Origin of the sequence: Streptomyces sp. NPDC058221 (assembly GCF_042882365.1) — a bacterium.
GTDB lineage: Bacteria > Actinomycetota > Actinomycetes > Streptomycetales > Streptomycetaceae > Streptomyces.
Genome location: NZ_JBHVWF010000091.1, coordinates 1 through 23236, shown reverse-complemented (window position 1 = coordinate 23236; position 23236 = coordinate 1). Strand labels below are relative to the sequence as shown.

19 protein-coding genes are annotated in these 23236 nt (G+C 72.4%); 10 read left to right on the top strand and 9 right to left on the bottom strand.

What is annotated here, in order from left to right:
- Positions 1 to 50 precede the first annotated feature (50 nt).
- The gene (locus ACFVW8_RS25625) at positions 51 to 1817 is read right to left on the bottom strand and encodes a glycosyl hydrolase family 18 protein (RefSeq protein ID WP_389693855.1); all 1767 of its coding nucleotides are present in this window, start codon (positions 1815 to 1817) and stop codon (positions 51 to 53) included.
- Positions 1818 to 2066: 249 nt separating this feature from the next.
- Positions 2067 to 4490 carry an ABC transporter gene (locus ACFVW8_RS25620; RefSeq protein ID WP_389693853.1) on the bottom strand — a complete coding sequence of 808 codons (2424 nt, stop codon included), beginning with the start codon at positions 4488 to 4490 and terminating at the stop codon, positions 2067 to 2069.
- A 192-nt stretch (positions 4491 to 4682) separates the two neighbouring features.
- On the opposite strand from ACFVW8_RS25620, the gene ACFVW8_RS25615 reads away from it, so the two are divergent.
- Positions 4683 to 5171 carry a hypothetical protein gene (locus tag ACFVW8_RS25615; protein ID WP_389693851.1) on the top strand — a complete coding sequence of 163 codons (489 nt, stop codon included), beginning with the start codon at positions 4683 to 4685 and terminating at the stop codon, positions 5169 to 5171.
- Positions 5172 to 5214: 43 nt separating this feature from the next.
- Here the strand turns inward: ACFVW8_RS25615 and ACFVW8_RS25610 are convergent, their stop codons facing one another.
- Positions 5215 to 5430 (bottom strand): dodecin, encoded by a 216-nt coding sequence (locus tag ACFVW8_RS25610; RefSeq protein ID WP_389693849.1) that lies wholly within the window; start codon positions 5428 to 5430, stop codon positions 5215 to 5217.
- 202 nt (positions 5431 to 5632) lie between these two features.
- On the opposite strand from ACFVW8_RS25610, the gene ACFVW8_RS25605 reads away from it, so the two are divergent.
- From ACFVW8_RS25605 to ACFVW8_RS25595, 3 genes are all read left to right on the top strand, one after another.
- Positions 5633 to 6889, top strand: coding sequence for an extracellular solute-binding protein (locus tag ACFVW8_RS25605; protein ID WP_389693847.1), 1257 nt, complete (start codon positions 5633 to 5635; stop codon positions 6887 to 6889).
- Between the two features lie 166 nt (positions 6890 to 7055).
- The gene (locus ACFVW8_RS25600; protein WP_389693845.1) at positions 7056 to 7874 is read left to right on the top strand and encodes a GNAT family N-acetyltransferase; all 819 of its coding nucleotides are present in this window, start codon (positions 7056 to 7058) and stop codon (positions 7872 to 7874) included.
- Positions 7871 to 8761, top strand: coding sequence for a lysophospholipid acyltransferase family protein (locus tag ACFVW8_RS25595; RefSeq protein ID WP_389693843.1), 891 nt, complete (start codon positions 7871 to 7873; stop codon positions 8759 to 8761). Before ACFVW8_RS25600 ends, ACFVW8_RS25595 begins: the two co-directional genes overlap by 4 nt.
- Here ACFVW8_RS25595 and egtD read toward each other — a convergent pair.
- Genes egtD through egtA form a run of 4 tightly spaced genes read right to left on the bottom strand, consistent with a single transcriptional unit; the run spans position 8704 to position 13080 of the window.
- On the bottom strand, positions 8704 to 9666 hold the full coding sequence (gene egtD, locus ACFVW8_RS25590; protein ID WP_389693841.1) for an L-histidine N(alpha)-methyltransferase: 963 nt from the start codon (positions 9664 to 9666) through the stop codon (positions 8704 to 8706). The two genes, ACFVW8_RS25595 and egtD, sit on opposite strands and share 58 nt — an antisense overlap.
- Positions 9663 to 10418: an ergothioneine biosynthesis protein EgtC gene (gene egtC, locus ACFVW8_RS25585; RefSeq protein ID WP_389693839.1), complete on the bottom strand. Its 756-nt coding sequence runs from the start codon at positions 10416 to 10418 to the stop codon at positions 9663 to 9665. Before egtC ends, egtD begins: the two co-directional genes overlap by 4 nt.
- Positions 10418 to 11767 carry an ergothioneine biosynthesis protein EgtB gene (gene egtB / locus ACFVW8_RS25580; protein WP_389693837.1) on the bottom strand — a complete coding sequence of 450 codons (1350 nt, stop codon included), beginning with the start codon at positions 11765 to 11767 and terminating at the stop codon, positions 10418 to 10420. Before egtB ends, egtC begins: the two co-directional genes overlap by 1 nt.
- Positions 11764 to 13080, bottom strand: coding sequence for an ergothioneine biosynthesis glutamate--cysteine ligase EgtA (gene egtA, locus ACFVW8_RS25575; RefSeq protein ID WP_389693835.1), 1317 nt, complete (start codon positions 13078 to 13080; stop codon positions 11764 to 11766). Before egtA ends, egtB begins: the two co-directional genes overlap by 4 nt.
- Before the next feature lie 148 nt (positions 13081 to 13228).
- On the opposite strand from egtA, the gene ACFVW8_RS25570 reads away from it, so the two are divergent.
- Complete coding sequence (locus ACFVW8_RS25570) at positions 13229 to 14083, top strand: TIGR02452 family protein (protein ID WP_389693833.1); 855 nt, start codon at positions 13229 to 13231, stop codon at positions 14081 to 14083.
- A gap of 99 nt (positions 14084 to 14182) precedes the next feature.
- On the opposite strand, the gene ACFVW8_RS25565 is transcribed toward ACFVW8_RS25570, so the two are convergent.
- Positions 14183 to 14650 carry a type II toxin-antitoxin system PemK/MazF family toxin gene (locus tag ACFVW8_RS25565; RefSeq protein WP_389693831.1) on the bottom strand — a complete coding sequence of 156 codons (468 nt, stop codon included), beginning with the start codon at positions 14648 to 14650 and terminating at the stop codon, positions 14183 to 14185.
- Positions 14651 to 14884: 234 nt separating this feature from the next.
- On the opposite strand from ACFVW8_RS25565, the gene ACFVW8_RS25560 reads away from it, so the two are divergent.
- Together ACFVW8_RS25560 and ACFVW8_RS25555 are read left to right on the top strand one after the other, a co-directional pair.
- Positions 14885 to 15904: a LacI family DNA-binding transcriptional regulator gene (locus ACFVW8_RS25560; protein WP_389693829.1), complete on the top strand. Its 1020-nt coding sequence runs from the start codon at positions 14885 to 14887 to the stop codon at positions 15902 to 15904.
- A gap of 58 nt (positions 15905 to 15962) precedes the next feature.
- Positions 15963 to 16253: a hypothetical protein gene (locus ACFVW8_RS25555; RefSeq protein WP_389693827.1), complete on the top strand. Its 291-nt coding sequence runs from the start codon at positions 15963 to 15965 to the stop codon at positions 16251 to 16253.
- A gap of 39 nt (positions 16254 to 16292) precedes the next feature.
- Here ACFVW8_RS25555 and trxA read toward each other — a convergent pair whose 3' ends face one another.
- On the bottom strand, positions 16293 to 16664 hold the full coding sequence (gene trxA / locus ACFVW8_RS25550; protein WP_389693825.1) for a thioredoxin: 372 nt from the start codon (positions 16662 to 16664) through the stop codon (positions 16293 to 16295).
- A 117-nt stretch (positions 16665 to 16781) separates the two neighbouring features.
- Between trxA and ACFVW8_RS25545 the strand changes: the two genes are divergently transcribed.
- The 3 genes from ACFVW8_RS25545 to ACFVW8_RS25535 form a co-directional block, all read left to right on the top strand.
- A complete protein-coding gene (locus ACFVW8_RS25545) occupies positions 16782 to 18221 on the top strand; it encodes a dihydrolipoyl dehydrogenase family protein (RefSeq protein WP_389693823.1) in 1440 nt (479 codons plus the stop codon).
- Between the two features lie 232 nt (positions 18222 to 18453).
- Positions 18454 to 22983: a CHAT domain-containing protein gene (locus ACFVW8_RS25540; protein ID WP_389693821.1), complete on the top strand. Its 4530-nt coding sequence runs from the start codon at positions 18454 to 18456 to the stop codon at positions 22981 to 22983.
- On the top strand, positions 22980 to 23236 hold a 257-nt coding region (locus ACFVW8_RS25535; RefSeq protein WP_389693819.1), incomplete at its 3' end, for a hypothetical protein. The genes ACFVW8_RS25540 and ACFVW8_RS25535, both read left to right, overlap by 4 nt.

Genomic DNA, 23236 nt, shown 5'->3' with positions numbered 1-23236 from the left:
GTCCCGGAGGCCGCCCGCCGCCGGGACCGGGGCTCAGCCGGCCCGGTGGGTCAGGACGTCACGGAGAGGTCGTCGCCGTAGACCGTGCCCTGGCCGTACCAGCCGTGCAGATAGACCGTCACCGCACCGCTCGACCCGGTGGTGAAGGAGACCGACTGCTTGGTGTAACCGCTCGACGAGCCCCAGGTGTTCGCCGTTGCACCGCCCTTGACCCCGAGGTAGCCGTAGCTGCCCTGCACCCAACCACTGAGCATGTAAGCGGTGTTGGGGCTCAGGGTGAGCGTCTGCGTGCACTCACCGGTCCCCGAGGAGGTGGCCGCCGCTGCGAGCGCGTGGGAGCCGCCGTGCACCGGAGTGGAGACGACCGCGCCCCCGGACTCACAGCTCCACGGACCGAGCGAACCGGTCTCGAAGTCGCCGTTCACCAGCGAACCCGTGCCGCCTCCCGGACCGGAGACCGTCAGCGTGAAGGCCGCCGAGTGGCTGAGCGTGCCCGCGGCACCGGTCACATCGATCTTGTACGTACCGGGCGCGGCCGACGCCGAGACGGTGACCGTCAGCTTCGACGAACCGCCCGCCGTGACGGAGACCGGGCTGAGCGCGGCCGACACACCGGCCGGCGCTCCGCTCGTCGTGAGCGCGACGGCCTTGGCACTGCCGGAGGTGACCGCGGTGTTCACGGTCGCCGTGGCCGACTCGCCCGGTGCCACCTTCGCCGAACCGGGCGTGACCGCCACCGAGTAGTCGTCCGTCACCGGGTCCGTGCCGCCGGTGGTGAAGGGCGCGAACGTGTGGCTGAAGTACCACGTGTCCTGTGCGATCCCGGAGCAGGTGTCGCTGCCACCGGTGCCGGGGCAGCCGCCGTTGTCGCGCTGCAGCGCCCAGAACGACAGGGTGCTCACGCCCTTGGCGACGGCCCAGTCGTAGACCGCGGTGGCGTCGGCCGTGGTGAACGTCTCGGCCGGGCCGTAGTCGTCGATGCCCGGCATCTCGATGATGCCCGTCATGCCCCACAGCTGCGCGTCGGTCTTCGACGGGTACAGATCGGCCAACTGGCCCTTGAGCCCCGTGATCGACGTCTGGGTGTCCTGCGCCATGTTGTGCGAGGCGCCGTCGTAGTAGTCGAACGTCATGAGGTTCACGACATCGACTCGGGCGCCGTTGGACACGGCGTTCTCCAGCACCGCGAGCCCGCTCTCGGCGAGGCCGCTCGTGGTGGTGGGCAGGGTGTAGGAGATCTGCACCGAGCGGCCGTTGGCGGCGGCCCAGTCCTGCACCTCCTTGATCGCCTTGTTGCGGCGGTCGATTCCGGCGCTGTTCTCCAGCGAGTTGTCCTCGATGTCCATGTCGAGGCGGGACACGTCGTAGGTCGTGATGACCTTCTCGTACGCCGCGGCGATGGAGTCGACGCTCGTGCAGCTGTCGGCGATCTCGGTGCCGCCGTTGTCGGCCGCGTACCCGCCGAACGACGGGATGACATCGCCGCCGCGCGACCGGATGGCCGTGAAGTCGGCGCCGAACTCGGACTGGGCGATGGGGGTGCCCGAATCGCCGTTCCAGTACGGGGTGCAGGAACCGCGGGCTTCGGTCTGGATGAAGGCCATGGTCAGGTACTTGGCACCGGACGCCTGCGAGAGGGCGGCCGGACTGTCTCCGTTGTACGCCTCGAAGTACGGGGCGAAGACATGTGCGGGCAGGGGAGTGGCGGCGGTTGCGGCGGCCTGTGCGCCGGCGCCTGATCCGAGGACCAGACCTGCGGACGCGACGGCCGTGGCCAGCGCGCTCAGGACGGCGCCGACTGTTCTTGGACGTCTCATGGGGCAGCTCCCAGCGGAGTGAGACAACGGGCGGATCGCACGGCTCTGCCGCGCCCGGTGAAGGGCGCGGCCCGTTCCTGTGAATCCCGGCCGGGGTCACATGCCGCGCGGCAAGGAGAGGCCGCGAGGCATGCCCATGATTGGTCTGGACCAGCTAACTGTCAACGTTCTTTACTGTTTTATTTCCCTTCGCCGGCCCGAACCGGCAACACATCGGACAAAAGGGGGGAGTTGGGTACGACTGGACGGTCACTCCAGGTGGAGCGGGGCCCGGAGGTACCCAGCCGTCCGGCTGCCCTCGGCGCGGGCCACGTCCACGGGCGGCCCCGCCGCCACGATCCGGCCGCCCCGGTCCCCGCCGCCCGGCCCGAGGTCGATCACCCAGTCGGCGCCCGCGACCACTGCCATGTCGTGCTCCACGACCACCACCGTGCTGCCCGCGTCGACCAGCCCGTGCAACTGCCGCATCAGCACCTCGACATCGGCCGGGTGCAGCCCCGTCGTCGGCTCGTCGAGCAGGTAGAGGGTGTGGCCCCGTCGAGCCCGCTGGAGCTCCGCGGCCAGCTTGATCCGCTGCGCCTCGCCACCGGACAGCTCCGTCGCGGGCTGCCCGAGGCGCAGATAGCCGAGTCCCACGTCCAGCAGGGTCCGCAGACTGCGTTCGGCGGCGGGTGTGCCGGCGAAGAAGCCGGCCGCCGACTCCACCGTCAGATCGAGCACCTGGGCGATGTTCAGCCCGCGCAGGGTGACTTCGAGGGTCTCCGGGTTGTACCGCGCGCCGTGGCAGTCCGGGCAGGGTGCGTACGTGCTGGGCAGGAACAGCAGCTCCACGGAGACGAACCCCTCGCCCTGGCACGTCTCGCACCGCCCGCCCGTCACGTTGAAGGAGAACCGCCCGGCCCGGTAGCCGCGTTCACGTGCCGTACCGGTCCCGGCGAACAGCTTGCGCACGACATCGAAGAGCCCGGTGTACGTGGCCAGGTTGGAACGGGGGGTCCGGCCGATGGGCTTCTGGTCGACCTGTACCAGGCGGTCCACCGCCTCCAGCCCCTCGGCCGACGCGCACCCGGGTACGGACCGCTCCGGCGGCTGCTCCGCGCCGTCCGGTGTCCGGCGGTCGGCCAGCACGTCCGCCAGCACCTGTCCCACCAGCGTGGACTTGCCCGATCCCGAGACCCCCGTGACGGCCGTGAACACGCCGAGCGGGAAAGCGGCGTCCATGCCGTGCACGTTGTGCCGCTCCACGCCGTGCAGCCGGAGCCATCCGGACGGTGCGCGCACCTCGCGCGCCGGGGCGGGCGCGTCGTCGAAGAGGAAGCGGCGTGTCGCCGACTCCTCGACATCGGCGAGACCGGCCGGCGGACCGCTGTGCAGAACCCGCCCGCCGTGCTCGCCGGCCAGCGGTCCCACATCGACCAGCCAGTCGGCCTGCCGCACCACGTCCATCTGGTGCTCCACGACGAAGACCGTGTTCCCGGCCTCCTTCAGGCGGCCGAGCACCGCGAGTAGCGACTCGGTGTCCGCCGGGTGCAGACCGGCGGACGGCTCGTCCAGGACGTAGACGACGCCGAAGAGACCCGACCGCAACTGCGTGGCCAGCCTCAGTCGTTGCAGCTCGCCCGAGGAGAGCGTCGGAGCAGTCCGGTCCAGGCTGAGGTAGCCGAGACCCAGTTCGGTGACCGTTTCGATCCGGGCCAGCAGGTCGGTCGTCAGCACCCGGGCGGTGTCGCCCCCGCCGGCCGCCGTCAGTGCCTCGGCGAGCCCGGTGAGCGGGAGTCCCGCCAGCTCCGCGATCGTCCGGCCGGCGAAGGTGACCGCCATGGCCTCCGGCCGGAGCCGGCTGCCGCCGCAGACCGGACAGGGCTCACTGGTCAGAAAGCGCTCGGCCTTCGTCCGCAGGGCCCGGCTCTTCGTATCGGCGAAGGTGTGCATCACATAGTGACGGGCACTCATGTATGTGCCCTGGTAGGGCCGTTGGATCCGGCCCGCGTCGCGCACCGGATGGACGGTCACCACCGGCTGCTCATCGGTGAACAGGATCCACTCCCGGTCCGCCGGGTCGAGATCGCGCCACGGCCGGTCGACGTCGTGGCCGAGGGCGTCCAGCACGTCGCGCAGGTTCTTGCCCTGCCACGCCCCCGGCCAGGCGGCGATGGCGCCCTCCCTGATCGACAGCGACGGATCAGGGACCAGCAGCTCCTCGGTGGTGCGGTGGACCCGCCCGAGACCGTGACACCGCGGGCAGGCCCCCACGGCGGTGTTCGGCGAGAAGGAGTCGGAGTCCAGTCGCTCGGCGCCCCCCGGATACGTCCCGGCCCGGGAGAACAGCATCCGCAGCGAGTTGGACAGCGTGGTGACCGTACCGACGGAGGACCTGGCGCCCGGCGCCGATCGGCGCTGCTCCAGCGAGACGGCCGGCGGCAGCCCGGTGATCTCACCCACCGCGGGTGCGCCGACCTGGTGGATCAGCCGCCGGGCGTACGGCGCGACGGACTCGAAGTAGCGGCGCTGGGCCTCCGCGTAGATCGTCCCGAAGGCCAGCGAGGACTTTCCGGAGCCGGAGACGCCCGTGAAGACGGTCAGGGTGTCGCGCGGGATGTCGACCCGGACGTTCCGGAGATTGTTCTCGCGGGCACCGCGGACCCTGACGTACGGGTCGTGGGGGGTGGACATGGGGGAGGGGCTCCATACGGTTCGGAGTGGGCCGGCCGGGACAAACGGTCCGATTCTAGGGTCTGTCCGGCCCTGACCCGTCGGACAGGCCGGGGCGCCGGTGGGTCACGGCACCGCCGCGCGGACGAGGGGCGCAACGCCTGACGCCATGCCGGGTCGCCGACGTCCGCGCCGCCTTGGTTTGCTGGGGGCATGAGAGACGACGCCCGGCCGCTGGCCGTATTCGATCTGGACGGCACACTCGCGGACACCGCCCACCGCCAGCGCTTCCTGGAGGGACCGCGGCGCGACTGGGCCGGGTTCTTCTCCGCCGCCGTGGACGACCCGCCGCTGACCGAGGGCGTACGCCTGGCGCGCAGCAGCGCCGAGGAGTGCGAGGTCACCTATCTCACCGGCCGGCCGGAGCGCTGCCGCAAGGACACCCTCGCCTGGCTGGCCCGGCACGGTCTGCCCGAGGGCAGCCTGCGGATGCGCCGGAACGACGACCGTCGGCCCGCCCGTCGGACCAAGCTGGAGATCCTGAAACGGCTGGGCCAGGAGCGTGAGGTGCGCATGCTGGTCGACGACGACGAACTGGTCTGCGACGCGGCCGAGCTGGCCGGATTCACCGTGGTGCGTGCCCGATGGGCCCAGGTGTCGCCCGCCGTGAAGGACGCGCAGGAGCGTCAGGGACGCACCTGACACGCGGCTGACCGGCGACCGGGACCGGGACCGACCGGATCCATCAGCCCTTTTCGTCGAGCCGGAAGCCCACTTTCAGGCCTACCTGATAGTGCTCGATCTGGCCATCCTTGATCTGGCCCCGCACCTCGCTGATCTCGAACCAGTCGAGATTGTGCAACGTTTCCGAAGCCTTCGCGACCCCGTTGCGGATGGCCGCATCGATGCCCTCATGGGAGGTTCCTACGATCTCCGTGACGCGATACGTGTGATTCGACATGGTATGTCTCCTCTCGCCTCTACCAAGGTGCCCCACCTTGGCGAGGTTCGCGAGAGTTCGCGACGTGGCCGCCTGTCCGGAAGGCGTCTTGACCAGAGCATTGGTCCATACCAAAATCCAGCCACGCCCGTGCGAGCGCAGCCCGCAGTCCCCCACACCGGGTCCTGATCTTGTCCTGCCGTTTCGCAGAAGGTGTGACCCCGTGAAGAACCGCATGCTCGTCGGAGCTGTAGCCCTGATATCCGTTGCCGCACTGGGTGGGTGCGGGGTGATTCCCGGTTCGGGTGGCTCGGGTGGCGATAAGGTCACGATCTGGCTGATGAAGGACAGCGTCACCGCCGACTTCCTGGACCGCTTCAAGAAGTCGTACGAAGAGGCGCACTCCTCGATCGAACTGGAGTTCAGGATCCAGAGCTGGAGCGGCATCGGACCGAAGGTCATCGACGCCCTCCACGGCAACGACACCCCGGATGTGATCGAGGTCGGGAACACCCAGGTCGCCCAGTACGCGCAGAGCGGCGGACTGCGCGATCTCACCCTGGAGTCCATGCGCGACCTCGGCAGCGAGGACTGGCTGCCCGGTCTCGCCGAGCCGGGCAGCATCGGCGGTGTCCAGTACGGAATCCCCTGGTACGCGGCCAACCGTGTGGTGATCTACAACAAGGACCTCTTCGAGCAGGCGGGCATCAAGTCCCCTCCGAAGACGCGCGCCCAGTGGATCGCGGACAGCGAGAAGCTGAACAGCGGCGGCAGCCAGGGCATGTATCTGCCGGGGCAGAACTGGTACGTGCTCGCCGGGTTCATCTGGGACGAGGGCGGCGAGCTGGCGACCGCGAAGGGCGGCGACTGGCAGGGCGCCCTCAATACTCCCGCCGCCCTCAAGGGCATGGAGTTCTACGAGGAGCTCCAGGCCCTGGGCGACGGGCCCAAGGACGCGGACGAGGAAAAGCCCCCGCAGAGCGATGTGTTCGCCAAGGGGAACGTCGGGCAGATCATTTCGACCCCCAGTACCGCGACACTGATCGAGAAGGCGAACCCCGAACTCAAGGGGAAGCTGGGCTACTTCCCGATCCCGGGCAAGACGGCGGAGAAGCCCGGTGCCGTGTTCACCGGCGGATCCGATCTGATCGTTCCGGAGAAGGCGAGCCGACGGAGCGCGGGCATCGACGTGGTCAAGGAACTGGCGGGTGCGAAGTGGCAGGAGGAGCTGGCCAAGACCATGAGCTACGTGCCCAACAAGACCACGCTCGCCCATGTCATCGAGGGTGAGGAGAGCACGTCGGCGATGGCCGAGGGCGCCGCCCGGGGCCATGCCACCCCCAACTCGTCGCAGTGGGCGGCGGTGGAGGCCGACAACCCGATCAAGCCGTACATGACCGCGGTCCTGCAGGGCGGTGACCCGGCGAAGGAGGCGAAGACCGCATCGGAGAAGATCACAGCGGCACTCGCGGGCAGCTGAACCGGCGGTCGGCCGCCGCGCACCGCGGGATTCAGCCGTCGCACATCCCGGCTCTCCATGGCGGTCACGTCGAATCCAGCCGGTCACGGAAGAAGTAAGGAGCCGGGCCCCGCACACCTGCGGCGGTCCGGCAGCCGCCCTTGCCGACCCGTCCCCGGAGCCCGTCATGCCTGCGCTGCCCACCCCCGCCCCCACCGTCCCGACCGCTCCGACCGCTGCGGAGCCGCAGCAGACCCGGCCCACCGCCCCGCCGCGCTACCGGGTCTCCCTCGCCGTGGACCAGGCGGAGGTGCGCGCGGCCCAGCGCCTGCGCCACCAAGTCTTCGCCGCCGAGTTCGGCGCCCGGATCGAGGGCCCCGAACCGGGCCTGGACAGTGACGCGTTCGATGCGTACTGCGACCACCTCCTGGTCCGCGAGGCGGCCACGGGCGACATCGTCGCCACCTACCGGCTGCTGCCGCCCGAACGCGCCCGGATCGCCGGACGCCTCTATGCCGAGGGCGAGTTCGATGTTGCCCGGCTCGCCCCGATCCGCGACGACCTGGTCGAGGTCGGCCGCTCGTGCGTCCACCCCGCCCACCGCGACGGCGCCGTCATCGCCCTGATCTGGGCCGGGCTGGCCCGCTATATGGAACGCACCGGACACAACTGGCTGGCCGGCTGCTGCTCCATACCCCTCTCCGACGGTGGCGCGGCGGCGGCCCGGGCCTGGGAGACCGTACGGAACAAGCACCTGGCGCCCGAGGACTACTGGGTCACCCCGCACCGCCTCTGGCAGGCCCCGGCCGCACTCCCGGGCGGCCCCGGTGGCCTACGAGAGCTCCCGCCGCTGCTCCGGGGCTATCTGCGGCTCGGCGCCCGGGTCTGCGGAGCGCCCGCCCACGACCCCGAATTCAACGTCGCCGATCTGTACGTCCTGCTGTCGCTGCGCGGCACCGACCCGCGCTACCTGCGTCACTTCCTCTCGCTCGCCCCGCAGCAGTGAGCCACTGGCTGCCCGTTTCCCCGTGCACCCCGCCCGGCTGCGCCGGACACGCCGGCCGGGCCCGGCACCCGCTTCCGGCCGCCGCCCTGCTGTTGGCCGGATGCACGCTGACCCTCGCGGGGGTGCTGTGCGCCCCGCTGGCGCTGCCGCTGCTCGGCCGGGGCCGGCGGGAGCGGGTGATCAGCAGCTGGGCGTACGCGGTGGTTCGGGCATTCGGGGTACGCGTGCGGGTCACCGGCCCCTCGGCCGTGCGGGGCGGTCGCAGGGACGTATGGGACGGTGCAGGTGGCCCGCGGGGCACGGGGCCGGGTGTGCTCGTCGTCGCGAACCATGTCTCCTGGCTGGACATTCCGCTGGTCGCGGCCGTGTGTCCCGGCCGGATGCTGGCCAAGAGCGATATCCGGCACTGGCCGCTGCTCGGCCCGCTGGCGGCGCTCGGCGGCACCCTGTTCGTCGAGCGCGAGCGGCTGCGTGCGCTGCCCGGCACCGTGCGGGCCGTCGCTTCACAGCTCCGGGACGGTGCCCGGGTCGTGGTCTTCCCGGAGGGCAGTACCTGGTGCGGCCGCGGGCCCGGGGGCCGGTTCCGGCCCGCCGCGTTCCAGGCCGCGATCGATGCCGGGGCCACGGTCCAGCCGCTGCGCATCCGCTACCGGAGCGGACCCCCGGAGCACCCCGTCCCGGCAGGCGCCGCCGCGTTCGTCGGCGACGATCCGCTGGCCGCCTCGCTGTGGCGGGTGGTGACGGCGGCCGGGCTGACCGCCGAGATCCGCGTGCTGTCGCCGATCCCGGCGGGCCGTGCGCCCGGCCGCCGTGCGCTGGCCGGGCTGGCTCAGTCCGCCGTGGACAGCGACAGCGCGAACCTGCCCGCCGCATCGGTCCACCACTGAGTCAGCCGCAGCCCGGCGCGGTCCAGTTCCTCCCGGACACCGTCCTTGCGGAACTTCGCCGACACCTCGGTCCGCAGCTCCTCACCGGCCTCGAACGGCACCACGAGATCCAGTTCCGGGATCTTCACGGTGAGCGCCCGGCGCGCGCGCAGCCGCATCTCGATCCACTCCTGCTCCGGATTCCAGCGGGCCACGTGCTCGAAGTCGGCGGGATCGAAGTCCGCTCCCAGCTCCCGGTCGACGACCGACAGCACGTTCCGGTTGAAGGCCGCCGTCACCCCGGACGCGTCGTCGTACGCCGCCACCAGCACCTCCTCGTCCTTCACGAGATCCGTACCGAGCAGCAGGCTGTCACCGGGGGAGAGCAGCGACCGTACCGATGCCAGGAACGAGGCCCGCTCCTGCGGCAGCAGATTGCCGATCGTGCCGCCCAGGAACGCGACCAGCCGCGGTCCCGGGGTCGCGGGCAGCGCCAGTGCCTCGGTGAAGTCGGCGATCAGCGCGTGCACCGACAGTCCGGGCCGCTCCTCCAGCAGCGCCTCGGCCGCCCCGCGCAGCGCGCTCTCGCTCACGTCGACCGGCACATAGGTGTGCAGCTGGGGCAGCGCGTCCAGCAGATGCCGGGTCTTCTCCGAGGATCCCGAGCCCAGTTCGACCAGGGTGCGGGCGCCGGACGCGGCGGCGATCGCACCGGCCCGGTCGATCAGGATCTCCCGCTCGGCACGGGTGGGGTAGTACTCGGGCAGCCGGGTGATCTCCTCGAACAGTTCACTGCCGCGGGCGTCGTAGAACCACTTGGGCGGCAGCGTCTTCGGCTGCCGGGTCAGGCCGTGCAGCACGTCGGCGCGCAGCGCCGCGTCCGTCGCGTCCACCGGCAGGGTGCGGGTCAGCAGAAAGGGACTCACTCGGTGGGCTCCTTGAGCGGGGTCAGCAGAACATCGGCGCGGGTCGCGGTCAGCAGCGTCCGGTCGGGGACCTCGCGCCAGCACGGATCGTCGTCGTAGGGCTCCGAGGCCACGACCGTGCGCCGGCCGGGCTCGGAGAGGTGATGCAGGGTGTCCCCCCAGGCCGTCGCCACGATGGTGGTGCCATCGGTGAGCAGCAGGTTGAGCCGGGACGCGGGCGCCGCCTCGGCCACCTCCAGCACGGTGTCCGCGACGGCCTGCGGGAGGGCGTCGCCCGCCGCCAGCCGGTGCCGCACCAGGGCCCAGATCAGCGCCGAGTCGCAGCGTGCGGTGAGCCTCAGCAGTTCGGCCGCCGGGAGCGTCGCCGCCAGTGGTGCCAGTGAACCGGGCCAGCCCTTCACCGCGCCGTTGTGGCTGAACAGCAGGCCGCCGTCGGCGAACGGCGCGGCCGCGGCCTCGCCGTCCGGGTCGGCCTCCGTGGCGTCCCGGACCGCGGCGAGCAGGGCATGGCTGCGCACCACTCTGGCCAGATCGGCGAAGGTCCCGTCGCCCCAGACGGGACCCGGCCGCCGGTACCGTCCGGGGACCGGGTCGCCGTCCGCGTACCAGCCGACGCCGAAGCCGTCCGCGTTGACCGTCCCGTGCCGCTGCCGGCGCGGCTCCCAGGACTGGCGCACCAAGGAGTGCGCGGGCCGGGTCAGCACCTCGCCCAGGGGCACCGACGGCCCGAGGTAGGCGATATGACGGCACATCAGGCATCCCTCGCGGTGCGGAACCCGGAGAAGATCTGCCGCCGGACCGGCAGGTCCCAGTTGCGGAAAGTGCCCCGGCAGGCCACCGCGTCCACCGCGAACGACCCGCCGCGCAGCACCTTGTGCCCGGGGCCGAAGAACACCTCCGAGTACTCGCGGTACGGAAACGGTGCGAAGCCCGGATAGGGCAGGAAGTCGCTCGACGTCCACTCCCACACATCGCCGATCAACTGCCCCGCGCCGGAGGGCGACCGCCCGGCGGCATACGCCCCCGCGGGGGCGGGCCGCAGATGGTGCTGGCCCAGGTTGGCGTGTTCCGCCGTCGGGTCCTCGTCGCCCCACGGATAGCGCCGGGAGCGTCCGGATCCGGGGTCGTGCCGGGCCGCCTTCTCCCACTCGGCCTCGGTGGGGAGCCTGCGCCCGGCCCAGCGGGCGTACGCGTCCGCCTCGTACCAGCTGACGTGCAGCACCGGCTCGTCCGCCGGTACCGGTTCGGTCACGCCGAAGCGGCGGCGCAGCCACTGACCGGCGTCCCGGTGCCAGAACTGTGGTGCCGTCAGCTCGTGCTCCCGGACCATCGCCCAGCCCTCGGGCGCCCACCAGCGCTGTTCGGTGTAGCCGCCTTCCTCGATGAACGCCCGGTACGCGCCGCATGTCACCGGGGCGGTGTCGATGAGGAATCCGGGCACCTCGCGCCGGTGCGCGGGGCGTTCGTTGTCGAGGGCCCATGGTTCGGTCGAGGTGCCCATGGTGAACGGGCCGCCCGGCACCAGCACTTCGGACGGGAGTGCGGCCGCGTCGGTGGGCCGGGGCGGCTCCGGGGCGCTGAGCACGGCCGGCCCCGACCTCAGCTGATGAGTGATCAGCATGGTTTCGTCGTGCTGCTGTTCATGCTGTGCGATCATCCCGAAGGCGAACGCGGAGTGCACCAGCGGACGGCCGCCGAGTGGTGACGAACCGAGCACGTCCAGGGCCCGGCCGCGCACCTCGGCCGCGTACGACCGGGCCTCGGCGGGGGCCAGCAGCGGCAGGGACGGCCGGGTGGCCCGGGGGTGCTCGAAGGCGTCGTACAGTCCGTCGATGTCCGGACGCATCGCCTCGCGCCCGGCGACACCGCGCAGCAGCCACAGCTCCTCCTGGTTGCCGATGTGCGCGAGGTCCCAGACCAGCGGCGACATCAACGGAGAGTGCTGGGCGGTCAGTTCGCGGTCGTCCACACTGTCGGTGAGGAGTGTGGTGCGCTCGCGCGCGGTGAGCAGGGCCGCGACCGCGCGCTCACGGAGCACCTCTGTGTCCTGGGCGGTCCGGGCGTCCCGGCCGTCCGGCGAAGGTGCGGGGGAGTCGGTCATGAGAGGGTCCCCTTCAGGTCGTTCCGGCTGTCCACCCGGTCGGGCGCGAGCAGCCCCCGCAGATCGTCGGCGGGACATCGGCCCCGCGCGACATAGCGGTCGTGGAAGGCCGCCACCGTGTCCTGCACCGCCCGGGTCGCGCCCATCCGGGGCAGCGCCTCCATGGCCAGCTCGAAGCACGCGGCCGCAGCCACCCGCAGCTCGGGGTCGGCCAGCCCGTCACGGGCGGCAGCGAGCCAGAGCGGATTGCGCGGGGCGGACAGCGGCCCCGCGGTCTCGGCCAGTGGTTTGACGGTGCGGTACACGGTCTCGGCGGCCTCCGGGTCGTCGAACAGGGCAGTGGTGACCGCGAGCGGCACGAGCCACCCGTCGTCACCGGGCTGCGCGTCGATCATGCGCAGCTCCAGGTGTCCACGCGGACGGGCCGGCGGAAAGAGCGTGGTGACGTGGTAGTCGAGATCGGCCTGTACCGGGCGCCGGGGCAGCCCGCCGCGGATCCAGTCGCGGAAGCTGAGCCCCTCGGGCACGGCCCAGGGCCCCGCCTCGCCACGGATGCACAGGACGGGCGTGTCCAGCACGTACGAGGCCCAGGCGTCGCGCGGCGGCAGCTGACCGGCGGGGGCCAGGGTGCGCAACGGGTCGAGGTCGGCCCACAGGGACTGACGCGTCGACTGCCACGGTGTCGGTCTGCCCAGCCGGAACGGCGAGTTGGCGAACACCGCCACCAGCACCGCACCCAGCAGATGAGCCAGCTGCCAGCGCCGTCCGTAACCGAGCGGTCCGGGCTCCTCCTCCCCGGCGTCCAGGCAGACCTGGACGGACGCGGTCGTGCACATCATGGCGCGGCCGGCCGCGCCCCACCGGTCGAGGGCGGTCTCCATGGCGTCGTAGCGGGGCTCGCGCAGCAGCCTGCGCGGCGGGTGCCAGGGATCGACGCCGAGTCCGACCGGAACGAGATCCAGTCGGCCGAGCGCGGCACGTACGGCGATGAGATCGGTGGCGGTGTCGTTGACACACGCCATGAGGGAATCGGCGGGGCGCGAGCTGAGCTCCAGCTGACCGCCGGGTTCGAAGGTGACCGCGGCGTTCAACGGCAGCGCACGGACGGCTGCTGCGGCCGCTTCGAGACGGTGGTGCGAGACGGGAACGCGGGGGTGTTCACGGTCGTGCAGGAGCCATTCGAGCTCGACCCCCACGATGCGCGGCGGTCCCGTCTTGAAACAGATACCGCGCAGTAAATCCTCCGCCGTGCCCTCGCCGAGGGGCGGGACCGAGCCGGGCGGACCGTGGCCGCCGGGTGTGTCGGGTGACATGCCGGGCCTCCTTTTTCCGGTGCGTCCGTCCTACCCAAACCCCTGCAGAGAGTTCGCACAAGAGTGCCCCTGTGGGTCGGAAATTCGGTTGCGTCACTACCGCGGGGGCGTCGATCATGCCCCGTATGCACCTTAAGGGGGAGGGCCGGTGAGCGCCCGGCTGCGCGGTATCGCGCGAGAGACCGAGAGCATTGTCGAAGCGGGCTTCTACCGCACGCCGCAGGGGCGGGAGGTGAGCATCGAACGGGCGCTGACCGCAGCCCTCTCGGGCACCAGGCTGTACGGCCCCGAGCCGGTGCCGGTCGCCGCGCTGGACCACGACCGCACACCGCTCTTCGAGGTCACCGGCGAGAGCAGTCTGCAGGCGGCTGCCCGGATGACCGGCGAACGGCCGGGCAGGATCGCCGTCCTGAACTACGCCTCCGCGCGCAACCCGGGCGGCGGATATCTCAACGGGGCCCAGGCGCAGGAGGAGGCCCTGTGCCGGGGCTCCGCGCTGTACGCCACCCTTCGGAGGGCCCCCGAGTACTACGCCCACCACCGCGCCGAACGCAGCGCCTTCTACACGGACCGGGTCATTCACTCACCGGGTGTACCGGTCTTCCGCGACGACCGGGGCCGGCTGCTCGACACCCCGTACACGGCGGGATTCCTCACCTCGCCCGCGCCCAACGCCGGGGTGATCCGCCGCACCGTCCCCGAGACGGCACATCTCATCCCGGCGGCCCTCGCCTCGCGGGCCGAAAGGGTGCTGGAGGTCGCGGCGGTGCGCGGTTACCGCAGACTCGTGCTGGGCGCCTGGGGGTGCGGTGTGTTCCGGAACGATCCGGCCGAGGTGGCGGGCGCGTTCCACGCCCTGCTCACCGACGGCGGCCGGTTCGCGGGTCACTTCGAGCAGGTCGTCTTCGGCATTCTCGACCGGGACAGTGCCTCGCCCACCAGAACAGCCTTCGACCGCTTTTTCGAGCCGATGGCCAACCGTAACCCTGATGTTGAGCCATAGGCTTCGATGTCATCCGGCGCGGCCGGCCTGGGCCGTTCGGGTCCGCGGCCCGGCACGGCCGCACCCGGCGCCCAGGGAGGTGACGGGCCGCGGTGGCACCTACTTCCAGCCGTAGAGCTCCCGCAGCCGCTCGGCGACCAGGTCGAACCTGTCCCGGTCCAGCGCACACGCCTCACGCCGCATCCCGTCCTCGTGCACCCGCAGCACCCGGTCCAGGTCGACCCAGGACGGGCGGCCGGAGCTGTCCCACGGCCCGGCGCCCAGCGCGACCCACTCGCGGTCCCGGTCGTGCTGCTTGCTGGAGAGCTGTACGGCGAGCAGGGTCCCTTCCACCTCACGTGCCACGACGAGAACCGGACGGTCCTTGCCGCGCCCGTCGTTCTCCTCGAACGGCACCCAGGTCCAGACGATTTCGCCGGGGTCGGGGTCACCGTCCCGGTCGGGGGCGTACGTGGCGCGGACCGGGCCCACGTCACGCGGGTCGGCCTCGGAAGTGGCGGCGGGCCCGGTGCGCCCGGGGAAGTCGGTCGAGCCGTCATTGATGTCGCTGCGGTGCTGGATGGTCATCGCAACACCGTAGGACCTGCACGGCCTCCCGCGTGGAGCGGGTCCACGGAACGGGCTGCCGACGGCACCAGGACCAGCCGTCACCCGTCCGGACGACGCCGGCCCGTCGCGGCCGGTCAGTCCACAGCCGCACCAGGGTGCGTACGGCGGTCCGGCCACGCCGCGGTCACGCACAACGGCTACGGGGGCCGGAGCGTTTCCGTACCGCACGGGTCTGTAAGACTGCCCGACGCCATGAGTCAGTTACCCGAACCGCCCGCCGAAGGCCCCGTCCCGACCAGCGCCGACGTGGCGCGACTCGCCGGCGTCTCCCGGGCCACCGTGTCGTACGTACTGAACAACAACGCGGCCGTACGGATCAGTGATCCGACCCGCCGCCGGGTGCGGGAGGCGGCCGCCGAACTCGGCTATGTCCCGCACGCGGCCGCCCGGAGCCTGCGCGCCGGCCACTCCCGCATGGTGCTGCTGCCCACCGGGAACTTCCCGTCCGGGCCCCTGCACCACCGCTTCCTGCACGATCTCGAATCCGGACTGCGCCGGCTCGACTACACCGTCGTCCAGTACGGCTCCCTCGGCCTCGACGCCGACGAAGCGGCCCGCGCCTGGGCCGAACTCCGCCCTGTCGCCGTCATCGCACCCGGCTCCGTGCCGCTCGCCCCGCAGGGCATAGCCGTACTCCGGCGCTCCGGCGCCAAGGCGGTGATCACGCTCGGACCGCAGCCGGTGGCGGGCGCCCACGCTCTGATCATGGACCAGCGCCGGGTCGGCGACTGCGCGGTCCGGCATCTACTGGAGCGCGGCCGGCGCCGGATCGGTGTGGTCGTGCCCGAGGAGCCCGGACTGGCTCTGTTCGCCGACTCCCGGCTGACCGGTGCCCGCCGGGCCGCCGCCGGCACGGCCCGGATCGAGCCGCTGCCGCTGCGCCACGACGAGGAATCGGCCGCCGCGCTCGCCGCCCGCTGGCGCACACTCGGCCTGGACGCCGTGTTCGCCTACGACGACCTCTACGCGATGCTGCTGATGCGGGCACTGCAGGACGCGGGCATCGGGGTGCCCGGCGAGACCGCCGTGATGGGCGCGGACGACCTGATGCTGGGGAGGCTGCTGCGGCCCACGCTCAGCACCGTACGGCTGGGACTGGACACGGTGCAGCCGCTCGCCGATCTCGTGGACCGCCTGGTGCGGTATCCCACGAAGGAGCCTGAGCGGCACGACCTGCTGCGGGCCCGGGCCGTCCACCGGGATTCGAGCTGAGCCGGACCGCCAGCGCGGCAACGTGCGCGGCGGACCACCCTTGCCTAGCGTCATGACCATGAGCCATCCGCAGAGTTACGAGATCCTGCTGGTCCCCGAGTTCACCGACACCAAGGGCTCCGACGCCGACGACTCCGGCACCTCCGGCCCACGGACGACCATCCGGTCAGCGGTCGTGGACGCGACCGGCGCGACAGGCGAGTCCGGCTACCCGCGCTACGCCGGCGACGGCATGGTGGCGGACATCGACCCGGCGACGCACACCGTAGAGGCACTCCTGGTCGACGGCTCGGAACTCGACTACGGACTCTCGGTCCGGATCTCGGAGAAGCGGCGCACGGACGGCTGAGGCCCGCCCCGACATCTTCCCCGCGCGCCCGCGAGGCGCCTACTTCTGCTCCTTCTGCTGGTCCTCGATGGACTTGCGGACCTCGTCCATGTCCAGCTTCCGGGCCTGACCGATGACGTCCTCCAGCGCGGCCTCGGGCAGCGCACCCGGCTGCGAGAAGACCGCCACGTTGTCCCGGACGATCATGAGCGTCGGGATCGACCGGATCTCGAAGGCCGCGGCCAGCTCCTGCTGCGCCTCAGTGTCGACCTTGGCGAAGATCAGATCCTCGTGACGCTCGGACGCCGAGTCGTAGACGGGGGCGAACTGCCGACACGGGCCGCACCAGGAAGCCCAGAAGTCGATCAGGACGAACTCGTTGTCGCTGACGACCTGGTCGAAGTTTTCCTTGGTGAGCTCTACGGTGCTCATGCTCTGCTACCTCTTCCTCTGCCCGTGCGGACGTGTCCCCGGACAACGGTGCCTGTGCTTGCACTATTCCGCCTGCCCATGTGGCCGTCGCGCACACCCATGACCAAAATGGTCCTCATGACACATGCTGTGGAGCCTGTCGAGTACGACGTCGTGGTCATCGGTGCGGGTCCGGTGGGTGAGAACGTGGCGGACCGGGCCAGGGCCGCCGGGCTGAGCGCCGCGATCGTGGAATCCGAGCTCATCGGCGGTGAGTGTTCGTACTGGGCCTGTATGCCGAGCAAGGCGCTGCTGCGCCCCGTCGTCGCCCGCGCCGACGCCCGCCGGGTCCCCGGTCTCAGCGCGTCCGTGCAGGGGCCGCTGGACACCGCCGCCGTCCTCGCCCACCGTGACGCGTACGCCTCGCACTGGAAGGACGACGGCCAGGTGGCCTGGCTGGAGGGCATCGGCGCGGACATCTACCGGGGCACCGGCCGGCTGACGGGCACGAAGGCCGTCTCGGTCACGGCCGCGGACGGCACGGAGCGCCGGCTCACCGCCCGGCAGGCCGTCGCCGTCTGCACCGGAAGCCGGGCCGTGGTGCCCGATCTGCCGGGAATCGCGGAGGTCCGGCCCTGGACGAGCCGCGAGGCGACGAGCGCCAAGGAGGTGCCCGGGCGGCTCGTCGTCGTCGGCGGGGGCGTGGTCGGCGTGGAGATGGCCACCGTGTGGGGTGCCCTGGGCGCCGAGGTCACCGTGCTGGTCCGGGGCAACGGGCTGCTGCCCCGGATGGAGCCGTTCGCAGGTGAGCTCGTGGCCGAGGCGCTGACCGAGGCCGGAGCCGATGTCCGTACCGGCGTATCGGTCACCTCCGTACGGCGCCCGGCCGCGGACGGGCCGGTCACCGTCGAGCTCGACAACGGCGAGACCGTCGAGGCCGACGAGATCCTCTTCGCCACCGGCCGCGCTCCGCGCACCGACGACCTGGGGCTGGAGACGGTGCACCTGAGGCCCGGGTCCTGGCTGACCGTGGACGACAGCTGCCGGGTCGAGGGCACCGGCTGGCTCTACGCGGTCGGCGATGTCAACCACCGGGCGCTCCTGACCCACCAGGGCAAGTACCAGGCACGCATCGCCGGAGCGGCGATTGCCGCGCGGGCCCAGGGCGTACCGCTGCTGGAGACGGACCGCTGGGGCGCCCATGCGGCCACCGCCGATCACTCGGCCGTTCCCCAGGTCGTCTTCACCGACCCGGAGGCCGCATCGGTCGGCCTCACCCTCGCGGAGGCCGAACAGGCGGGCCACCGGGTCAGGGCCGTCGACCACGACCTCGCGGCGGTGGCGGGTTCCGGTCTGTACGCGGACGGCTACCGGGGCCGTGCCCGGATGATCGTCGATCTCGACCGGGAGATCGTGCTCGGCGTCACCTTCGTTGGCCCCGGCATCGGCGAACTGCTGCACTCCGCGACGGTCGCCGTCGTGGCGGAGGTCCCGATCGAGCGGCTCTGGCACGCGGTCCCCGCCTACCCGACGATCAGCGAGATCTGGCTGCGGCTCCTGGAGACGTACCGGGGCTGAGGCGGTATCCGCGCAGTCCCGCCCGGGCCCGCGGGCGGATACGCCGCAGTCACTCCGCGGGCGGCGGTGGACCCGTCCTCCGGCCGCTCCGGGGGGCGTCTTTCGGCCGTTCGCCCGGGTTCGCACGCCTGCCGGAACCGCGGTGGCTCCCGCAGCGTTTTTCCCACCAGCGACGCACGCCCTGCCGTGCGTCCGGTGCGGCGGACGGGCCGGCGGGACTCGGGGGTGCGGTGTGTTCGGTTGGGCACTGGTGCGGCTGTGGGCGGCGGCGCGCGCGAGGACGTTCCCCGCGCCCGCGTCGGACGGGAGCGGCACGGCGCGCGAGCGGCTCCTGCGGCTCGCGGACCGGCCGTCGAAGGAGATCCAGCGGGAGCTCGGCGGACTCGCGCCCGACGGCCTCGACGGGCTGCTGGGCGATCTGGCCCTGGTGGCGGCGGGCGCGGGCACCGAATGGCAGGACGCGGGGACGGCCGGGGCGCTCGGCGAAGTGCTGGACTGTGCCTCGCTGGTCGCAGCCCTCACGGACGGACCCGTTGGCCGGCTGGAGGACGCGCTGCGGCGGGAGGCGCACGTCCTGCGGGGCGCCGCGGCCGACCTGGGGTGGCAACGCGACGAGGCGGTCCGGCAGTTCGGCCACGCGACGCACGGACCACAGCAGCACGGCACCGACCCGGCCACGTTCCTCGGCGCCGTCGGCCGTCTGGGCTCGGGCCAGGAGGACGAGGCGGGGTCCGACCCGCGCGCCGAGGCCGCGCGCGCTCTCGCCCCGGCGCGGGGCTCGGGTTACGACACCGCAGTCGACGCGGTCCAGCACGCCTTCGATGTCCGGTGGTCCGCTCTCGAAACGGCGGCCGACGCCTTCGCCGCCGCGGACCCGGAGGGCGCCGGAGCCGTGGTGGAAACCTGGCTCGGGGCTCACGACCCTTCCGGGAGCGTGGAGTTGTGGCGGGCATGCGCCGGCCGGCTGCTCGGCACGGCGGACGAGCCGGGCACCGCGGTGCCCCTGGCCGAGCGCCTCGACCGGGCCTTCGACGGCCTCCACCCGGACGGATTCCGGGATCTCCTGGTGGTGCTGTACGAGAGGGAGCGCAGGCCGAACGCGGTCGTCGAGGTGCTGACGCCTCTGCAGGCGAGCCGGCCGGACGACCCGGACCTCGCATACCGGCTCGCCTGGTCCCTGCGGCTGACCGGGGACGCGGCCGCCGGGGCCCGACTGATCAGGCCGTTCGTCGCGGACCCGGTCGGCCCCGACGACGAGCGGGTCGTGGAGCTGCTGGCGATCCTGCTGCACGAGTCGGGTTCGCCCGAGGCGGCGCGGTGGAACGGCGTGCTGGCCGCGCTGCGCGGTGACGACGGACTCGCGTCCGTCATGCCCACGGCGGGGCGACCGGCGTTCGCCGGCACCCTGCCGCTCGTGGCCCGCTTCGAGGACGGCACACTGAGCGTCGATCCCGAGCGTGCGGCCGCCCTGTCGCCCGGACAGCTCCAGGACCATGTCACGGCGGCGATGGTCGCGGGCAGCCCCGACGGTCCCGAGCTGCTCCGCCGCCTCTTCGCGGAGGCGCCCGAGCGTGCCGCAGGCGTGGCCGAACTGCTGGGCCTGCGCTCCGATCCCGGCCCGCACGCGCCGCCATCCGAGGCCGACCTCCTCTTCCGTGAGGGCGAACAGCACTTCGAGCGGCAGGACTTCACCGAGGCGGCCGGGTGCTACCGCGAAGCGCTGCGGCTCGATCCCGACCACGCGGCCGCGCTGCTGTGCCTGGGCGACGTGCACTTCCTGCGCAAGGAGTTCTCCGCGGCCCGCGCCTACTTCGAGGAGTCCGTCGCGGCCGACGAGACCCCGATGGCCTGGCGTTTCCTCGGCGACACGCTCCGCAACCTCGCCGAGCCCACCGACCGGGTCCGGGCCTGCTACGAGCGGGCGCTGGAGCTTGACGCCGACTACGGTGGCGCACGCTCGGCGCTCGACAGGCTGAATTCCGAGGGACAGGCCCGGACCGACGAGGGTGACACGACACGGCCGGACGCACCCGGCACCGCGACCACCACCTCCCGTTCCACCCTGCGGGCCGTCCTGCGACGGCTCCGTCCCGGCGCGAAGAACCGCACCGCACTGCCTCCCCCGGAACGCCCTGCCTCTGCCACGGCTTCCGTTGGCACCGAAGCACCGGACGACGAGCACACCCGGCTCTCGGCCGCGGGCATACGGTTCCGGCTGCCGCACCATCTCGAATCGGTACTCCGCGCCCGTGAGCCGAGCATCGCGGAACTTCTCGACGCGTTGAGCGACGACGAGGCCATGGCCGCCTGGCAGGCGCGCTGGATCCCGGAGCGGCTCGCCCTCGCGCTCAGCACCCTGTCCGCCCTGTCCTGGCAATGGAACGCGAAGGCGGGCGACACCGGCCGGGCGCTGCTGATGGCCCGCCGGCAGGTGCAGATCGTGCGGGGCCTGCCGTGGCAGTGGCTGCCCCACGGCTCCTCCCACTTCGCCGGCCGGGCCCTGCTCCTGTCGGACGCGCTCGGCACCGTGGCCTCGCTCCTGTCCGACCTCGGTGACTACACCGAGGCGCTCGCCGTTCTGCGTGAGGCCGAGGAATGGCTGGAGGCGGACCGCGAGGAGCGGGAGCGGACCGGCCGGCCGCTGACCGGAAAGCTGGGCGGCGGCCGCGTGGACCACGACCCGCGGGAGGCCCTGTACCGGCAGCTCGCCGCCACGGCGGAGAGCGCAGGGGATCCGGAGACCGCCCGGCACTACGACGACCTGGCCGAGGCCCGCAGGGCCGGCGCCCCCACCTCCGACCACATGCGCATCGCCCAGCTCTGTGCCGCCGCGCTGATCGTGCTGCCCGACGACGGGGCCGCACCGTGCTTCTCGTATCTGGACGACGCACTGCCGCTTGCCGTACGGGAGGCGGGCTGGACTCCGGTGGAGCACGCGCTCGCCCTGGTGCACCACACCAGGGCGCGGGCCCTGGCCTCCCTCGGCCTGCACCGCACCGCGCTGCGGCACCTGGCCCGGGCCCGGAACCACAACTCCGGCAACGCGGACCGCCTCGCCGAGGACTGGATGCTCACCGCCCAGTGCCTCGCCGGGCGCCCCGCCCTCGGCGATCCGCTGGTGGCGTACGAGAGGGTGCTCCAGCTGTCCGGTGTGCCAGGTTCGGAGCCCGGCGACGACCCGCTCGTATGGCGCTCGCGGCACGGCGAGGGCGAGCCGGTGCGGATCGAGAACGCGGCGCGGGCCTGGCAGGCCGTCGTACCGATGGCCCGCGCCGCCTGGGCGGCGGACGAGGCCGGGACCGCGACCGACGTCCTCGAACTCGGCGTCGAGATCGCCGACCTGGTCCGCGCCGCGCAGCCGGACCCCGAGCTGCGCCGGCGCCTGCAGGACGAGCGCGCCGAGGTCTACGAGCTGCTCGTCCGGTACCGGCTCGACGGGGGTGACGGACGGGCCGCGTTCGCGGTGACCGAGCGGCTGCGCTCGCGCACACTCCTGGACTCACTGAGCACGGCAGCGCTGCGGCCGCCGGACGGCGTCCCGCCCGAACTCCTGGCCAGAGAGGCCTCGTTGTTGCGCGAGCGTACCGAGCTTGAGCAGGCGTCGCGCATCGACTGGGCGCGGATGCACACCGTACGGGAGGAATTGACGCGGCTGTGGTCCGAGATCGCCGGGCAGCCGGCGGGCCGCGACTACGCCGACATCCGTTCCGGGACGACCATCGCGGCGGACGCGGCGCTGGAGCGGCTGCACGGGGAGCAGGTCGTGGTCGCCTCGTACGGGCGGCTCGACGACGGGCGACTCGTCCTGTTCACCCTCGACCCGCGTACCGGGACCGCGGTGACACCTGTCGACGCGGACGGTGACCGGATGCTGAGGTTCGTCGCCGACAACCTGGGCGGCGCGGGGCAGGTACGGGAGATGGCCGAGGATCTGCCGGACCTGTTCCAGCAGGTGCTCGCCCCGCTTGTGGCCCCCCTGGCCGACCGCCTCGGGGCCGGTGACACCGCGTTGATCTGCCCGACAGGCGCCCTGCACCATGTGCCGTTCCACGCCTTGTCGCCGGACGGCGGTCCGCTCCTCCTGGAGCGCAACGCCGTCGCATATCTGCCCAGCGTCTCGCTGCTGCGCACACTGGACGGCCGTGCGAGGCCGGCCGGGCACGGCGCAGTGGTCGTCGGCGACCCCGGCGACGACCTTCCGCACGCACGGGACGAGGCACGGCTGCTCGCGGGACGGCTCGGCGTCGCTCCGCTGCTGGGCGCGGACGCCACCCGGGAGCAGGTGCTCGCTTCCATGGCAGGGGCAGAGGTGCTGCACGCCGCCTGCCATGCCTCGTTCCGCTCCGACGATCCGCTCGGGTCCGGCCTGGTGCTCTCCGACGGCCTGCTGACCGGCCGGGACATCCTGCGGCAGGACTGGCACGGGGTGCGCCTCGCGGTGCTGTCCGCGTGCGAGACGGGGCTCGGCGACGTCGGCCGCACGGACGAGGCGCTGGGCCTGAGCCGGTCGCTGCTCTTCGCCGGGGTCCGCTCCCTGGTGATGAGCCTGTGGCGGGTGCCGGACCGCTCGACGGCCGCGCTCATGGCGGACTTCCACGATCTGACCCTGGCCGGCGAACCGCCGGCCGGCGCGCTGCGCACTGCGATGCTGGCTGCGCGTGAGCGGCCGGGCGGTTCGCGGCTCGACCAGTGGGCCGCCTTCTGTCTCGTCGGGGACTGGCGGTCCCCGACGCAGGAACACCGAACAAGGAGCGTCGTATGACGGACACCTCGATTCCCCGGCCCCCGTCCGGACCTGCCACGGATGGCGCCGCCGATTCGGCCGCGGGCCTCCCGGAGGGGTTCGAACTGCTCGATGCCGTCGAGCCGACCGTGGAGGAGGACGAGCCGGACCGCTCCTTCAGCGCCTTGGACGAGACCACGGTGCGGCTGTTGCGACGCGAGACCAGGATCGGTCTGGCCCGGGGCCCCGTGACCCGCACGGACACCGACGATCCGGCCGTACAGTGCTGCGA

Bases quoted from the DNA above. Each gene is read 5' to 3' on its own strand.
- ACFVW8_RS25625 (WP_389693855.1), bottom strand. From the start codon at position 1,817: ATGAGACGTCCAAGAACAGTCGGCGCCGTCCTGAGCGCGCTGGCCACG.
- ACFVW8_RS25565 (WP_389693831.1), bottom strand. From the start codon at position 14,650: ATGACCATCCAGCACCGCAGCGACATCAATGACGGCTCGACCGACTTC.
- egtB (WP_389693837.1), bottom strand. From the start codon at position 11,767: ATGACCGACTCCCCCGCACCTTCGCCGGACGGCCGGGACGCCCGGACC.
- ACFVW8_RS25555 (WP_389693827.1), top strand. From the start codon at position 15,963: ATGAGCCATCCGCAGAGTTACGAGATCCTGCTGGTCCCCGAGTTCACC.
- ACFVW8_RS25620 (WP_389693853.1), bottom strand. From the start codon at position 4,490: ATGTCCACCCCCCACGACCCGTACGTCAGGGTCCGCGGTGCCCGCGAG.
- ACFVW8_RS25560 (WP_389693829.1), top strand. From the start codon at position 14,885: ATGAGTCAGTTACCCGAACCGCCCGCCGAAGGCCCCGTCCCGACCAGC.
- ACFVW8_RS25610 (WP_389693849.1), bottom strand. From the start codon at position 5,430: ATGTCGAATCACACGTATCGCGTCACGGAGATCGTAGGAACCTCCCAT.
- trxA (WP_389693825.1), bottom strand. From the start codon at position 16,664: ATGAGCACCGTAGAGCTCACCAAGGAAAACTTCGACCAGGTCGTCAGC.
- egtC (WP_389693839.1), bottom strand. From the start codon at position 10,418: ATGTGCCGTCATATCGCCTACCTCGGGCCGTCGGTGCCCCTGGGCGAG.
- ACFVW8_RS25615 (WP_389693851.1), top strand. From the start codon at position 4,683: ATGAGAGACGACGCCCGGCCGCTGGCCGTATTCGATCTGGACGGCACA.
- ACFVW8_RS25545 (WP_389693823.1), top strand. From the start codon at position 16,782: ATGACACATGCTGTGGAGCCTGTCGAGTACGACGTCGTGGTCATCGGT.
- ACFVW8_RS25600 (WP_389693845.1), top strand. From the start codon at position 7,056: ATGCCTGCGCTGCCCACCCCCGCCCCCACCGTCCCGACCGCTCCGACC.
- egtA (WP_389693835.1), bottom strand. From the start codon at position 13,080: ATGTCACCCGACACACCCGGCGGCCACGGTCCGCCCGGCTCGGTCCCG.